Genomic DNA, 14,807 nt, shown 5'->3' with positions numbered 1-14,807 from the left:
GCGGATCATGCGTCAGGACCCCGCAGATTGTCCAGAAGGCCAGCCGCGATCCGTCGCGTGATCGGACGTTTGTCGGCCATCGCCTCGCGGTCCATCGCCGCGACCAGCCGCCGCGCAAGGCCCAGATCGCGGTCCATGTTCAGCACCAGCCAGTCGATCAGCCCGGCGGACACCGCCTGCTGGCGGTCGGCGAACAGCTTGACCAGAACGGCGGCCATCAGCGCCTCGTCCGGGGCGCCCAGCCGCACCTGCGGCATCGCGTCCATGCGCGAACGCAGGTCTGGCAGCACCAGCCCCCAGTCGCGCGGCGCGGATCGCGCGGTCAGCAGCAGCAGGCAATCGCGCGGCCCGCAGAGGTTCCACAGATGAAACAGCGCCTGTTCCGCCCCCGCCGCAAAACCGGCGTGATCGGCATCCTCGATCACCAGAGCGCCGCCTTCGACCGCCAGAAGGTCGGCGCCATCGGGTCGCAGGCTGGCGGCGGTGACGCGGCGGGCCCCGTTTTCCGCCGCCCAGAAGGCCGCCATATGGGTTTTGCCCGCGCCTTCGGGGCCGATCAGCAGCATCCGCCCCTGCGGCCAAAACTGCGGCGCATCCAGCACCGCCAGCGCCGCCGCATTTGCCGGCGCCGGCAGGAAATCGGCGCGCGAATGGGCCGGAGGCGTGGTCAGGTCCAGCGTCAGTTGCCGCGACAATGCCGGGATCACGGGTCTTCCTTGCGTCGCAGGTCTTCCTGCATGGTCTCGATTTCGGATATGGCGCGGCCACGGTCGGCGGCCAGCCGCGCCTTGCGCATGTTGTCGGCCACGGTGCCGGGCGGCACGATCTCGATCAGCGTCGGCTGGGCCGGTTCATGCGGAACCTCCTGCCCGGTATAAAGCGCGCTCGAGCGGTAACGCTCGATCAGAAAGCGGGCGATAACGCCAAGCGCCGCCGCCAGCGGCACCGCCACCACCATGCCGACAAAGCCGAACAACGAGCCGAAGACCGACAGCGCCAGCAGCAGCCAGACCGGATGCAGGCCGACATGGCCGCCGACGATCTTGGGTTGCAGATAGTTGCCCTCGACGATCTGGCCGATGGCAAAGATCGTGACCACCGCGCCGATCCACAGCGGATCGCCCCAGAAGCTGAACAGCGCCACCCCGATGGCCGTCGCGCCGCCGATCAGCACGCCGACATAGGGGATGAAGGACAGAACCGCCGCCATGATACCGATGAAAAAGCCGAAGGGCAGCCCGACCAGCATCAGCCCGATGGAATACCACGTCCCCAGAATCAGGATCACCAGCCCCTGCCCGCGCACGAAGCCCGACAACGCCTCGTCGATCGCGCGCGCGATGCGGCGGATGGTGGGGGCATGTTCGCGCGGCAGCAGGCGGTCGATTTCCTCGACCATGTGGTCCCAGTCCAGCAGCAGATAAAAGGCCACGACCGGCGCGATGACCAACAGCGCGATGGTGCTGATGACGCCCCCGACCGAGCCGATCACCGTCGTCGCGATGCTGCCCATCTGTTCGCCGAAGGTGCTGCCCAGATCGCTGAGCGTGGTTCCCAGGCTGCTGTTTTCCGGCACCAGATCGGGGAACCGGGCCGAGATGAAACTCATCGCCTGATCGAACATCTGCGGCGCAGTGTTGATCAGCGCCGCCGCCTGCCGCAGCAGCAGCGGCATCACCAGCAGGATCAGCGCCGCAAGCAGGATGATCGCGCCCGCAGTGATGACCACCACCGACATGATGCGCGACAGGCCCATCCGCTCCAGCCGGTCGGCGACCGGGTCCAGCAGATAGGCGATCCCGGCTCCCATGATGAAAGGCAGGATCGGCTGACCCAGCAACCACATGGCGACCAGCAGGATGGCGGTGGCGACGCCCCACCAGACAAGCTGTTTCTGAACCGGCATCCGCATCGTCGCGTCTCCTGTTGTCGCGTGGGTGGAATTTGACCGCAGAGCGCGGCGGTTGCAAGATGCCCAAGGGTCCGGCCCCCTTGTTTGCCACTGCGCTGGCGCTTGGCAATGGGGCGCCGATCCGCTAACGCTTCGGGCCGAACCGTCACGAAGGACCCCGCCCATGCGTCTGTCGCGCTATTTCCTGCCCGTCCTGAAAGAGGATCCGAAAGAGGCCCAGATCGTCAGCCATCGGCTGATGCTGCGCGCCGGGATGATCAAGCAGCAAACCGCCGGGATCTATTCCTGGCTGCCGTTGGGCTTTCGGGTGCTGCGCCGGATCGAACAGATCGTGCATGAGGAACAGCAGCGCGCGGGCCATATCCCGCTGCTGATGCCGACGCTGCAATCGGCGGATCTGTGGCGCGAATCCGGCCGCTATGACGATTACGGCGAGGAAATGCTGCGCATCCGCGACCGCCACAAGCGCGATCTGCTTTATGGTCCCACCAATGAAGAGGTCATCACCGACATCTTCCGCAGCCATGTGAACAGCTACAAGGACCTGCCGCTGACGCTGTATCACATCCAGTGGAAGTTCCGCGACGAGATCCGCCCCCGTTTCGGCGTGATGCGTGGGCGCGAATTCCTGATGAAGGACGGCTATAACTTCGACCTGACCAAGGATGACGCGCTGCACGCCTATAACCGCCATCTGGTCAGTTATCTGCGCACCTATGAACGCATGGGGTTGCAGGCGATCCCGATGCGCGCCGACGGCGGACCCATCGGCGGCGACTATACCCATGAATTTCTGGTGCTGGCCGAAACCGGCGAATCCGAGGTGTTCTATGACAGCCAGATCACCGATCTGAGCTTCGGCGACCGCCAGATCGACTATGACGACAAGGCGCAATGTCAGGCCGTGCTGGAGGAATTCACCAGCCGCTATGCCCGCACCGACGAGACCCACGACGCAGCATTGTTCGAGCAGATCCCCGAGAATCGCCGCCGTTCCGCGCGCGGCATCGAAGTCGGCCAGATCTTCTATTTCGGCACCAAGTATTCCGAGCCGATGGGCGCCACCGTGGTCGGCCCCGATGGCGCGCGGGTGCCGGTGCATATGGGGTCGCATGGCATCGGCGTGTCACGCCTGCTGGGCGCGATCATCGAGGCCAGCCATGACGACAAGGGCATCATCTGGCCCGAGGGCGTGACCCCCTTCCATGCCGGTATCGTCAACCTGAAACAGGGCGACAGCGCCACCGACAGCGCCTGCGAGGCGATCTATGCCGAGCTGAAATCGCGCGGGCTGGATCCACTTTACGATGATCGCGACGAACGGGCGGGGGCGAAATTCGCCACCATGGACCTGATCGGCCTGCCGTGGCGGATCACCGTCGGCCCGCGCGGTCTGGCCAACAACAAGGTAGAACTGACCAGCCGCCGCAGCGGCGACAGCATCGAGATGTCACCCTCGGAAGCCGTCGAACGCCTGTTGCAGATCTATCAGCCGGTTCTTGACGCGGCCCTGCCCACGGCCTGAACCCCGCCCGCACGGGCTTTGGCGTGTATCTCGGCCATGGCCCGTGCCGTCCACCAGATGAATTGCCGGACTGTTCCCGTCGCCCCGATCCTCTGACGCTGCGTAAGCGGGTACGGATTATCGAAAATGGCGCGCGACAACCGGCTTTTCTTTTGAACAGGGCGCTTCTAACCTGATCTCAGGACCTTGTTCCAACTGGGAGACGACCAAATGAAGAAACTTCTTCTCGCCACTGCCGCAACTGCGCTGCTGACCGGCGCGGCCAGTGCCGAAGAGATCAAGCTGGGCATCCTGTTCGGATTCACCGGCCCGCTGGAAACCATGTCGCCTGACATGCAGCGCGGCGCCGAACTGGCGATCAGCGAAGTCAATGAGGCCGGCAATCTGCTGGAAGGTTCGACCGTCCGCGCGGTCACCGGCGACACCACCTGCATCGACGCCGCCGCAGCCACCGCAGCCGCGGAACGTCTGATCACGGCGGAAGGCGTGCACGGCATCGTCGGCGGCATGTGCTCGGGCGAGACCATCGCCATTCTGGAAAATGTCGCGCTGCCCAATGGCGTCGTGATGGTATCGCCCTCGGCCACCTCGCCCGCGCTTTCGACGATCGAGGATAACGGGCTGTTCTTCCGCACCTCGCCATCGGATGCGCGTCAGGGAGAGGTCATGGCCGATCTTATCCTGGAAAAGGACATCGACACCGTTGCCGTGTCCTATACCAACAACGATTACGGCAAGGGGCTGGCCGACAGCTTTGCCGCATCCTTCACCGAAAAGGGCGGCACGGTCACGGTGAACTCGGCCCATGACGACGGCAAGCCCGACTATTCGGCCGAGGTCGCGGCGCTGGCATCCGCGGGCGGTGACGCGCTGGTCGTGGTGGGCTATGTCGATCAGGGCGGCTCAGGCATCGTGCGCGGCGCGTTGGATACCGGCGCATTCGACACCTTCGTCTTTCCGGACGGCATGATCAGCAACACGCTGACCAGCAGCTTCGGCAGCGAGATCGACGGCAGCTTCGGCCAGAACCCCGCAGGCGAGGGCGAGGGCCGCGACACCTTCGTCGAACTGGCCGAGGCCGCGGGCTTTGACGGCACCGGCACCTTCGCGGGCGAATCCTATGACGCGGCGGCGCTGATCCTGCTGGCGATGGCCAAGGCGGGTTCGTCCGATCCCAATGTCTATAAGGACAGCGTGGTGGATATCGCCAATGAGCCGGGCGAAAAGATCATGCCGGGCGAGTTGGGCCGCGCCATCGAGATCATCGCCGAGGGTGGCGATGTCGATTATGTCGGCGCCACCGCCGTCGAACTGATCGAGCCGGGCGAATCGGCGGGCGTTTACCGCGAACTGTCCTTCGAGGGCGGCGAGATGAGCGTCGTCGGCTATCGCTGAGGCATCAAGCGGATGACGGCCCGGCACCCGCAACAGGGTGCCGGGCCGATTACCTAAAGACAAGAACCGCCGATGCGGTCATGCTTCACCGAAGCGAAGACAGGGAATACCATGATCAGGGTCGAAGACCTTCACCGACATTTCGGCGGATTCCGCGCCGTCGATGGCGCCAGCCTGACCATCCGCAAGGGGTCCATCACCGGATTGATCGGCCCGAACGGCGCGGGCAAGACGACGCTGTTCAACGTGATCGCGGGCATGCTGCCGCCGACCTCGGGCGAGGTCTATATGGACGGGCACAACATCACCGGCCTGCCCCCGCACGAGCTGTTCCAGCGCGGGCTGCTGCGCACCTTCCAGCTGGCGCATGAATTCGCCTCGATGACGGTGCGCGAAAACCTGATGATGGTGCCCGCAGGCCAGACCGGAGAGACGCTGTGGAACGCATGGTTCCGCCGTGGCCAGATCGCCCGCGAAGAGGCCGAGCTGCGCCAGCGCGCCGATGATGTTCTGGATTTCCTGACCATCCGGCATCTGGCCCATGAACGCGCCGGGAACCTGTCGGGCGGGCAGAAAAAGCTGCTGGAACTGGGCCGCACGATGATGGTCGATGCCAAGATCGTGTTTCTGGACGAGGTCGGCGCGGGCGTGAACCGCACATTGCTGGGTACCATCGGCGATGCCATCGTGCGGCTGAACAAGGAACGCGGCTATACCTTCTGCGTGATCGAGCATGACATGGATTTCATCGGCCGCCTGTGCGACCCGGTGATCGTCATGGCCGAGGGCAAGGTGCTGGCCGAAGGCTCTGCCGCCGAGATCATGAAGAACGAGGACGTGATCGAGGCCTATCTGGGCACCGGCCTGAAAAACAAGGTCAAGGCCGAACTGGTCGGAGGTGAGGCATGAGCGCGACCGACACCATGCCGGGCGCCGCGCCGGCAGCCGTCCCCGGCCAGCCCTTCCTGTCGGCCAATGCCATGCGCGGCGGCTATGGCAAGGCCGATATCCTGCATGGCTGCAACCTGACCGTGAACAAGGGTCAGATCGCGGTCATCGTCGGCCCCAACGGCGCCGGAAAATCCACCGCGATGAAGGCGGTATTCGGGATGCTGCCGCTGCGCGAAGGCAATGTCGTGCTGGACGGAGAGGACATCACCGCCCTGTCGCCCCAGGAACGGGTCCGCAAGGGCATGGGCTTCGTGCCGCAGGTCCATAACGTCTTCCCCTCGATGTCGGTCGAGGAAAACCTCGAACTGGGCGCCTTCATCCGCAAGGACGAGATCTCCGAGACCATGGCGCAGGTCTTTGACCTGTTCCCGATCCTGAAAACCAAGCGCCGTCAGCCTGCGGGCGAATTGTCCGGCGGCCAGCGCCAGCAGGTCGCTGTGGGCCGGGCGCTGATGACCCGGCCACAACTGCTGATGCTGGATGAACCCACCGCGGGCGTCAGCCCCATCGTCATGGACGAGCTGTTCGACCGCATCATCGAGATCGCGCGCAGCGGCATCTCGATCCTGATGGTGGAACAGAACGCCCGGCAGGCGCTGGAAATCGCCGATATCGGCTATGTACTGGTGCAGGGCACCAACCGTTACACCGACACCGGCGCGGCCCTGATGGCCGACCCCGAGGTCCGCCGCACCTTTCTGGGGGGCTGATGATGGATATCCTGAACGCGCTTGTGGCCTTCCTGAACTTCGTCTTCATCCCCGCCGCCGCCTATGGCGCGCAGCTGGCGCTTGGCGCACTGGGGGTGACGCTGATCTATGGCATCCTGCGGTTTTCCAACTTTGCCCATGGCGACACGATGGCGATCGGCACCGCCATCACCATCCTGTTCACATGGGGGCTGCAGATGCTGGGCCTGTCCTTCGGGCCGCTGCCCACCGCGCTTCTGGCCCTGCCCTTCGGCATCGCCTGCACGGCGGCGCTGGTGCTGCTGACCGACCGGGGGGTCTATCGCTTCTATCGGGTGCAGAAGGCGGCACCGATCATCTTCGTCATGGCCTCGGTGGGGGTGATGTTCGTGACCAACGGGCTGACCCGGCTGCTGATCGGGGTGGATGAGCAGCGTTTCGACGACGGCGTGCGCTTCATCATCAACGCCCGCGATTTCCGCGAATGGACCGGTCTGTCCGAGGGGTTGGCGCTGCGCGGCACTCAGGTCCTGACGGTGGTCATCGCGGTGATCGTTGTCTGGGCGCTGTTCTGGTTCCTGAACCGCACGAAATCGGGCAAGGCCATGCGCGCCTATTCCGACAACGAGGATCTGGCGCTGCTGTCGGGGATCGATCCCGACCGCGTGGTGCGCATGACATGGATCATCGCCGCCGCGCTGGCGACCATCGCCGGGGTGCTGTACGGTCTGGACAAGTCCTTCCGCCCCTTCAACTATTTCCAGATGCTGCTGCCGATCTTTGCCGCCGCCATCGTGGGGGGGCTGGGCAACCCGGTCGGCGCCATCGCGGGTGGCTTCATCGTCGCCTTTTCCGAGGTCGCGGTGACCTATCCCTGGCGCAAGGTGGCGGGTTACCTGTTCCCCGGCTGGCAGCCTGACGGGCTGCTGCAACTGCTGGGGACCGAATACAAGTTCGCCGTCAGCTTCGTCATTCTGATCGTCGTGCTGCTGTTCCGCCCCACCGGGCTGTTCCGCGGAAAATCGGTATAGAGGGAGGCCGCCTGATGTCCACCAACCGTCAAGCCAGCCCCACCAGCCGTTGGCGCGCGCCGGTCCTGTTCGCCATTCTGGCGCTGCTGTTCATTCTGGAGGGAACGCAGCGCAATGCGATGTTCTCGGGCAGCTGGAACACCTCGCTTGCGATCCTGAACATGGGGCTCATCTCGGCCATCATCGCGCTTGGGGTGAATATGCAATGGGGCTATGCGGGCCTGTTCAATGCCGGGGTCGTGGGCTTTCTGGCGATAGGCGCGCTGGCCCCGATCCTGATCTCACTGCCCCCGGTCGAGGGCGCATGGGCCGCGGGCGGGGTCCGGCTGCTGGCCGCGCTGCTGGCGGGGCTGGGCACGCTGGCGCTGGCGACCCTTGCATGGCGCAGGTTGCACCGCGGACGGGGGCTGGCGGTGATCGCCATCCTGATCGTCGGCTTCGTCGTCTATCGCGGGCTGTTCGACCCGGCCGTCACCGCGATCGAGGCCAACAACCCCGCCCGCCACGGCAATATCGGCGGGCTGGGCCTGCCGGTCATGCTGTCATGGGTGGTGGGCGGCATCTTTGCCGCCGCCGTCGCATGGGCGGTGGGCAAGGTGGCACTGGGGCTGCGCTCGGACTATCTGGCGATCGCGACGCTGGGGATCGGCGAGATCATCGTCGCCGTGCTGCGCAACGAGGAATGGCTGGCACGCGGCGTCAAGAACATCACCGGCATTCCCCGCCCAGTGCCCTATGAGGTGCAGTTGCAGCGCAACCCGGAATTTGTCGAATTCGCGCAAAGCTGGGGTTTCACCGCCGCGACGGGATCGGGGATCTGGGTCAAGCTGGGCTATATGACGCTGTTCCTTGTCGTGCTGCTGCTGCTGATCCTGCTGGCGCAGCTGGCGCTGCAATCACCCTGGGGCCGGATGATGCGGGCGATCCGCGACAACGAGACCGCCGCCGCCGCGATGGGCAAGAATGTCACCGCGCGGCACTTGCAGGTGTTCATCATCGGCTCTGCCGTGATCGGCATCGGGGGGGCGATGATGGTGACGCTGGACGGGTTGCTGGCGCCGTCAAGCTATAACCCGCTGCGCTATACCTTCCTGATCTGGGTGATGGTGATCGTCGGCGGCTCGGGCAACAACTGGGGGGCGGTGCTGGGCGCGGTGCTGATCTGGTTCCTGTGGATCAAGGCCGAGGTCTGGGGTCCGGCGCTGATCGCGCTGCTGACCCTGCCGCTGCCCGATGGCGGGTTGAAATCGCATCTGCTGTCGGGCGCGCCGCATATGCGTTTTATCGCCATGGGGGCGGTGCTGCTGCTGGTGCTGCGCTTCGCACCAAGGGGGCTGGTGCCGGAACGATAAAGACGGGGGCATTGCCCCCGTCCCGACTGCTTTCAATGGCGCACCAGACGGCGGTGTCGCCGGATATTTTCACACCAGAGATGAGGCAGGGCCGGCCAGTTCCCCGGCCAGCGCCTTTTCGATCAGGGCGCGGGTTTCGTCGATGCCGTAAAGCGCGATGAAGCCGCCGAAGCGCGGCCCCTGATCGGCGCCCAGCAGCACCTGATAGAGCGCGCTGAACCAATCCCGCAGAGGTTCGAACCCGTGGTCCTTGCCGATGGCGAAGACCATGGATTGCAGCGCCTCGGGGTCGGCGAGCTGATCCCATGCGGCAAGGCGGCCGGCCAGATCCTCGAGCGCGCGGCGTTCGACATCCGTGGGCGCGCGGAACTGGCGCGTGGGGGCGACGAAATCGGTGAAATAGCGCACGGCAAAGCCCGCCGCCTGATCGAGGCCCGGATGCGTTTCCGGGCTGGCCTCGGGGGCATAACGGCGGATGAAGCCCCACAAGCCGTCCTTGTCCTTGGCCCCCGCGACCGAGGCGAGATTCAGCAGCATCTGGAACGGCACCACCATATCCGAGGCAGGCACATCGCCGCCATGGATATGCCAGACCGGGTTGGCCAGCTGCTGTTCCGGCGTCTGGTCGGGATATCCCCGCAACTGCTGGTGATATTCGTCCACCGCCTTGGGGATGACGTCGAAATACATCCGCTTGGCCGTTTTCGGCTTCTGGAACATGAAATAGCTGAGACTTTCGGTCGCCGCATAGGTCAGCCATTCGTCGATGCTGAGCCCGTTGCCCTTGGACTTGCTGATCTTCTGGCCGTGCTGGTCCAGAAACAGCTCATAGGTGAAATGTTCGGGCTTCCGGCCGCCAAGGATTTCGCAGATCCGGTCATAGATCGGCGTATTGGTGCTGTGATCCTTGCCATACATCTCGAAATCGACATCCAGCGCCGCCCAACGGGCGCCGAAATCGGGCTTCCATTGCAGCTTCACATTGCCGCCGGTGATCGGCAGGGTCAGTTCCTGCCCATTCTCGTCGTCGAAGGTGATGGTGCCGCCCTTCGCATCGATATGCCTGATCGGGACGTAAAGCACCCGCCCCGATGTCGGGCTGACCGGCAGGAAACAGCTGTAGGTCTGCTGGCGTTCCTCGCGCAGGCTGGCCAGCATCACCTCCATGATCGCGTCATAACGTTCGGCGGCCCGCAGCAGTGTCTCGTCAAAGCGGCCGGATTTGTAGAACTCCGTCGCGCTGATGAACTCGTATTCAAAGCCGAAGGTATCGAGGAAGCGCCGCAGCATGGCGTTGTTATGGGCGCCAAAGCTGTCATATTCGCCGAAGGGATCGGGCACCGTGGTCAGCGGCTGTTGCAGATGCTGGCGCAGCATGTCCTGCCGGGGCACGTTTTCAGGCACCTTGCGCATCCCGTCCATATCGTCCGAGAAGCAGATCATCCGGGTCGGGATGTCGCTGATCATCTCGAAGGCGCGGCGGATCATCGTGGTGCGCGCGACCTCGCCGAAGGTGCCGAGATGGGGCAGGCCCGAGGGGCCGTAACCCGTCTCGAACAGGACATGGCCCTTGTCGGGGTCCTTCTTCTCATAGCGTTTCAGCACCCGGCGCGCCTCTTCGAACGGCCAAGCCTTCGATTTCATTGCGGCGTCGCGCAGGGTGGTCATCGCTTGTCTCCATGTATGCAAGGCTACGACGCCTTATTGAAAGCCGGCGCCATCGTCAATAATCTGCCCCGGTATCGCCTGAGGAGCAAAGCATGAGAATCGAGACCCCTTCCCTGTCGCCCTGCGACGCCCTTGTGGCGGTGATGGTGGCGGTCTCGGCCTCGGACAACAACATGCGCACGGCCGAACTGGTGGCGATTCAGCGCATGGTCGATCACATGCCGATCTTTGCGCAATATGACGAGGACCGCATCCGCGTCGTCAGCCAGACCGTGATGACCCTGTTCGAGGAAGAGGACGGGCTGGATGCGCTGTTCGGACTGGTGCGCGATGCCCTGCCCGAAAAGCTGTATGAGACCGCCTATGCGCTGGCCTGCGATGTGGGCGCGGCCGACGGGCGGCTGTATGAGGGCGAAATCCGCATGCTGGCCGAAATCCGCGATCAGCTGGGCATCGCGCGTCTGCATGCCGCCGCGATCGAGTTGTCGGCGCAGGTCCGTCACCGCGTCGTCTGAGCGGTCAGTCAAAGCGCGCGGCCCATGCGTCGATCAGATCGCGTTGCAGCAGCTTGGCCTGCCGGGTCCATGTTCTGACGCCCGCGGGTTGCTCTTGCCCCTCGGTTCCGGCGCGGCGTTCCGGATCGTTGCACAGGATCGCGAAGGCCAGCACCCGGCCTGAAGGCGTCTCGATATAGCCCGCAAGGTTCGAGACGAAATTCAGCGTGCCGGTCTTGGCCCGAAGCCAGGGCTGGCGGGCGCTGCCCTGCGGCAGATCCCCGGCCAGCGGGTCGGATTTCAGCAGCGGGGCAAGCCCCGGCGCGGCCCATGACATCAGCCGCGCCATCGCCTGGGGGGTGACCCGGCTGGCACCGGACAGGCCCGAATGGTCGGCCAGTTGCAGCCCTTCGCCATGCCCCTGCCCGTGCAGCCATGACATCATCGCCGCAGCCGATCCGGTCAGATCCGATGCGCCGCTGGCATGCAGCCCCACCACCTCGGCGGTCAGGTTGGTCGAGTGGTACAGCATGTCGCGCAGGATCTGTTCCAGCGGCGGGCTGTCGATGGCGGCGCGTTCCTGTCCGGCGGGCAGATCGTCGACGACCTCGGGCGTTGGCAGCACCAGCCCGCGCGCCCGGCACAGGGTCTGGAACACATCGCCCGCATAAAGCTCGGGTCGGCGGACGGGCAACCAGCGACTGCCGCCACTTCCCAGCGCGCTGCGGGCGATGGTCCAGTGTTCGGTCTTGCCATCGTCGGAATAGGTGAACAGATCAGACTGCGCCGCCGCCGCCGCCGAAACCGTATAGGCGCGGGGGGATTGCCGCGCGGCGCGGGCCTCCAACGACAGTTGCCAGTCGCCATCCGCGCGGCGCCAGCCCAGATGCACGCGGTTGAAGTTCAGGATCATCCCCGAAACCGCGGGGTTATAGGCCAGATGATCGTCCTGTTCGGGCGCGACCTCGGCAATGGCGGGCAAGGCGCCGCCCCAGACGGCAAAGCGCGCAGGGCTGGTCTCACCCGCGGCCACCAGATCACCGGCCAGCCGCGCCAGCCCGTCGCTGTCCAGCACCGGATCGCCACCGCCCACCAGCACCAGCATGTCGCCCGCGCGGATGACACGGGTCCGGAAACGGTGATCAGGCCCCAGACGGTCCAGCGCATAGATGGCGGTGATCGCCTTCAGCGTGCTGGCGGGCGCGATGGCCGAGGGGGCGGGTTCATCGTCGATCAGCGCGCCGGTCTGATCGGTCAGCGCAAAGCCGACATGCCCGCTGAGCCCGGAGCGCGCGATCAGCGCCCGCGAATCCGGGATTGGACGGCGCGCAGGCGGCTGTCCCAGCCCGCCACCGGGCGAAGGGTGACCCTCGACAAGGGCCTGGGCCAGCGCCGGGGCCGCAACCCCGCAAGCCAGCAGCGCGGCCAGTGTATCGCGTCGGGTCAGCCTCATCGTGTCTTTCCCTCTGTCTGCCGTGCCTCGGACTGCCCGGCATGTCCGCTGCGGATCGCGGTCGAGGACAGTTGCGACATCGGCATATTGATCAGGACCCATGCCGGGGGCCGGCAGAACGGCAGTAATTGCGCGCGGCTTTCGGGCAGGCGCGCCGCTGGTCCCAGGATGCGCGTCGCGCGGGCTGTGCGGGCGCTTTGATGGGTGCCGGGACGGGCCAGCACGCCGATGGGAACGCGGGCGGCAATCTCTTTCCAGCGGTTCCACTGGTCGAACTGCGCCAGATTGTCCGAGCCCATCAGCCAGACGAAGCGCACACCCCGATAGCGTGCCTGCAACGCGGCGATGGTATCGGCGGTCAGCCGCGTGTGCAGCCGCGCCTCCAGATCCGTGATCTCGACCGAAGGGTGGCCCATGACCCTGCGCGCCATTTCGATCCGCTGCACCAGCGGCGCGGGGCCATGCGGCTTCAGCGGATTTCCGGGGCTGACCAGCCACCAGATCCGATCCAGACAGAAGCGGCGCAGCGCCGTTTCGGTGATATGCGCGTGACCGTCATGGGCAGGATCGAAAGACCCGCCCAGCAATCCGATCCGTTGCCCGGCGAAGGCGATGGGAAACCCAGTTGACATCCGCCAGACCTAGTCGATCCGCGCGACCAAGCCAACCGCAGCCGGATGCGGTTTCCCGTGCCTTTGCCGGCGCCTGTTCAACGCTGCCCCGCGCAGCGGATCGTGGCGCGTGCGCGTCCCTCGCGCTTGGACTGGTAAAGCGCGGCATCGGCCTGGCTCAGCAGATCCTCGATCACAACGCCTTCATGCGCCTGCGCGCAGTTGATGCCGATACTGGCGGAAACACGGCAGGACCCGGCCCCCGTCCCGATCGGCTGGCGAATACGGTCGATGATCCGCTGCGCCAGCGATTCAAGATCGGCCCGGCTGTCGATCCCGTCCAGCAGCAGCACGAATTCGTCGCCCCCCACCCGCGCCGCCGTGTCGTGCCAGCGGATCGTTTCGCGCAACGCGCAGGCCACATGGGTCAGCACCGCATCGCCCGCAGCATGTCCGTATTTGTCGTTCACCTCCTTGAAATGGTCCAGATCCAGATGGGCGATGGCGAATGTTCCACCTTCGGGCAATCGCCGCAGCAGATCGCGGATCGACATGTCCAGCCCCCTGCGGTTCGGCAATCCGGTCAGAGGGTCAGAGAATGCCTGCATCTCGGCCTCTTGCCGGGCCGCGGCCAGATAGCGGTTGAATCGGGACAGTTCAGTCATGGCGGCACGGTTGGCCTCGTGCAGAAACAGCAGCTCCATCGCCAGATCGGGCGGCGCGAAGTCCGAATCCGTCAGGTTCAGTTCGCGCACCGCATCGACCAGCCCGATACCAAAGCCAAGGTTCAGCAGACAGCCGTTCGGGAACGGGATCGCGTGGCCCCGCAGCGTCATCTGCGGCATTGCGTTCAGGCGCAGAAACAGGCGTTCGTCATGCAGGCAGGCATGGATGAAATCCTGCGGTCGACGGTCTGGATGCCGCGCCGCAGCAAGGTGAAACTGTCCTGTAACCGGCTGGGCCCCACAGGCAGCAATTTGCGCATCATCGGCCCGGCATTGCGGATCTGCCCGTGCAGATCGATCAGCAAATGCAGCGGCAACAGCAGATCAAGCGCCTGCCAGCCAAGCGTGACGCAACCGCGCCTGACCGAGATCATGTCACCACCTCGGGGTCCTGCCCGCCAAGGCTGAAGCCCCGCCCCGGTGTGAAGGCATCCAGCGGCACATGAACGCAGATCCTGTCCTTTTCCGTCAGAATCACCCCCAAAGCCCCATAATCATCGGCCATCGCCCGAATCAGCCCCGCCAGAACGGGCAGCCACAGGCCCGCAGGCTCTGACAGGGTCACGATCACCCGATCCTGTTCGTCAATCATGACCGTCACCTCGGGCAATCCCAGATCGGGCACGACCATATGTGCCCGGCCCGGCAGTTCATCCAGCCGATGCAGGAATTCGCGGAAATCGCGCCCCGAGAACCGCAAAAGCCGCCGCAGCGCCTGAAGCCCGGCCAGCCATGCGCCCAGATCTTCCAGCAATTCGGATTCAGGTTTGCCAAGCCGTCGCGCCGCCGCCCCGATCAGATCGAGGCTGACCTGATCGGAATGGCGGCGCCCGGTCTGAAAACCGCGCGGATCGACGCCCACATCCTCGGCCACGCGCGACCAGAGCGGGGTGGCGCAGACCTCGCGCAGAAAAGCCTCGATGGAGCGGTGGATCAAGCCGTGCATATCGTCCTCGTTCACGACATGCCTAGCGCCCAGACGTAAAGAAAACGTAAGCGGA

Annotated in this window: 15 protein-coding genes; 7 read left to right on the top strand and 8 right to left on the bottom strand. The window is 65.1% G+C overall.

Annotated elements, in window-relative coordinates; genetic code table 11:
• Window positions 1–5: 5 nt before the first annotated feature.
• On the bottom strand, window positions 6–707 hold the full coding sequence (locus JHW40_RS13340; RefSeq protein WP_244519257.1) for a P-loop NTPase family protein: 702 nt from the start codon (window positions 705–707) through the stop codon (window positions 6–8).
• Window positions 704–1,912 (bottom strand): AI-2E family transporter, encoded by a 1,209-nt coding sequence (locus JHW40_RS13335; protein ID WP_090614073.1) that lies wholly within the window; start codon window positions 1,910–1,912, stop codon window positions 704–706. The genes JHW40_RS13340 and JHW40_RS13335 overlap by 4 nt, the downstream gene beginning before the upstream one ends.
• 163 nt (window positions 1,913–2,075) lie before the next feature.
• On the opposite strand from JHW40_RS13335, the gene proS reads away from it, so the two are divergent.
• The 6 genes from proS (at window position 2,076) to JHW40_RS13305 (ending at window position 8,855) form a co-directional block, all read left to right on the top strand.
• Window positions 2,076–3,437: a proline--tRNA ligase gene (gene proS, locus JHW40_RS13330; protein ID WP_090614076.1), complete on the top strand. Its 1,362-nt coding sequence runs from the start codon at window positions 2,076–2,078 to the stop codon at window positions 3,435–3,437.
• 210 nt (window positions 3,438–3,647) lie between these two features.
• Window positions 3,648–4,832, top strand: a complete 1,185-nt coding sequence (locus JHW40_RS13325) for an ABC transporter substrate-binding protein (RefSeq protein WP_090614079.1) — start codon at window positions 3,648–3,650, stop codon at window positions 4,830–4,832.
• Window positions 4,833–4,943: 111 nt separating this feature from the next.
• Complete coding sequence (locus JHW40_RS13320; protein ID WP_090614161.1) at window positions 4,944–5,741, top strand: ABC transporter ATP-binding protein; 798 nt, start codon at window positions 4,944–4,946, stop codon at window positions 5,739–5,741.
• Window positions 5,738–6,493 (top strand): ABC transporter ATP-binding protein, encoded by a 756-nt coding sequence (locus JHW40_RS13315; RefSeq protein ID WP_244519258.1) that lies wholly within the window; start codon window positions 5,738–5,740, stop codon window positions 6,491–6,493. The genes JHW40_RS13320 and JHW40_RS13315 overlap by 4 nt, the downstream gene beginning before the upstream one ends.
• 2 nt (window positions 6,494–6,495) lie before the next feature.
• Window positions 6,496–7,503: a branched-chain amino acid ABC transporter permease gene (locus JHW40_RS13310; RefSeq protein WP_090614081.1), complete on the top strand. Its 1,008-nt coding sequence runs from the start codon at window positions 6,496–6,498 to the stop codon at window positions 7,501–7,503.
• Window positions 7,504–7,517: 14 nt separating this feature from the next.
• Window positions 7,518–8,855, top strand: coding sequence for a branched-chain amino acid ABC transporter permease (locus tag JHW40_RS13305; protein WP_090614084.1), 1,338 nt, complete (start codon window positions 7,518–7,520; stop codon window positions 8,853–8,855).
• A 69-nt stretch (window positions 8,856–8,924) separates the two neighbouring features.
• On the opposite strand, the gene JHW40_RS13300 is transcribed toward JHW40_RS13305, so the two are convergent.
• Window positions 8,925–10,523, bottom strand: a complete 1,599-nt coding sequence (locus JHW40_RS13300; protein ID WP_090614087.1) for a lysine--tRNA ligase — start codon at window positions 10,521–10,523, stop codon at window positions 8,925–8,927.
• Between the two features lie 92 nt (window positions 10,524–10,615).
• Between JHW40_RS13300 and JHW40_RS13295 the strand changes: the two genes are divergently transcribed.
• Window positions 10,616–11,038: a tellurite resistance TerB family protein gene (locus JHW40_RS13295; RefSeq protein WP_090614090.1), complete on the top strand. Its 423-nt coding sequence runs from the start codon at window positions 10,616–10,618 to the stop codon at window positions 11,036–11,038.
• A gap of 4 nt (window positions 11,039–11,042) precedes the next feature.
• Here the strand turns inward: JHW40_RS13295 and dacB are convergent, their stop codons facing one another.
• The 5 genes from dacB to JHW40_RS13270 all read right to left on the bottom strand — a co-directional run bounded on the left by dacB (window position 11,043) and on the right by JHW40_RS13270 (window position 14,752).
• Complete coding sequence (gene dacB, locus JHW40_RS13290; protein WP_090614093.1) at window positions 11,043–12,470, bottom strand: D-alanyl-D-alanine carboxypeptidase/D-alanyl-D-alanine endopeptidase; 1,428 nt, start codon at window positions 12,468–12,470, stop codon at window positions 11,043–11,045.
• Entirely contained in the window at window positions 12,467–13,102 is a 636-nt protein-coding gene (locus JHW40_RS13285; protein ID WP_090614095.1) for a nicotinate-nucleotide adenylyltransferase, read from the bottom strand. The genes dacB and JHW40_RS13285 overlap by 4 nt, the downstream gene beginning before the upstream one ends.
• Window positions 13,103–13,179: 77 nt before the next feature.
• The gene (locus JHW40_RS13280) at window positions 13,180–13,917 is read right to left on the bottom strand and encodes a GGDEF domain-containing protein (RefSeq protein WP_170851875.1); all 738 of its coding nucleotides are present in this window, start codon (window positions 13,915–13,917) and stop codon (window positions 13,180–13,182) included.
• 14 nt (window positions 13,918–13,931) lie between these two features.
• Window positions 13,932–14,180, bottom strand: coding sequence for a hypothetical protein (locus tag JHW40_RS13275; protein WP_090614102.1), 249 nt, complete (start codon window positions 14,178–14,180; stop codon window positions 13,932–13,934).
• Window positions 14,177–14,752, bottom strand: a complete 576-nt coding sequence (locus JHW40_RS13270) for a heme NO-binding domain-containing protein (RefSeq protein WP_090614104.1) — start codon at window positions 14,750–14,752, stop codon at window positions 14,177–14,179. The genes JHW40_RS13275 and JHW40_RS13270 overlap by 4 nt, the downstream gene beginning before the upstream one ends.
• Window positions 14,753–14,807 lie beyond the last annotated feature (55 nt).

This window comes from Paracoccus alcaliphilus, assembly GCF_028553725.1.
Lineage (GTDB): Bacteria > Pseudomonadota > Alphaproteobacteria > Rhodobacterales > Rhodobacteraceae > Paracoccus > Paracoccus alcaliphilus.
The sequence above is the reverse complement of the archived record's forward strand: the minus strand, read 5'-3'. Positions and strand labels throughout refer to the sequence as shown.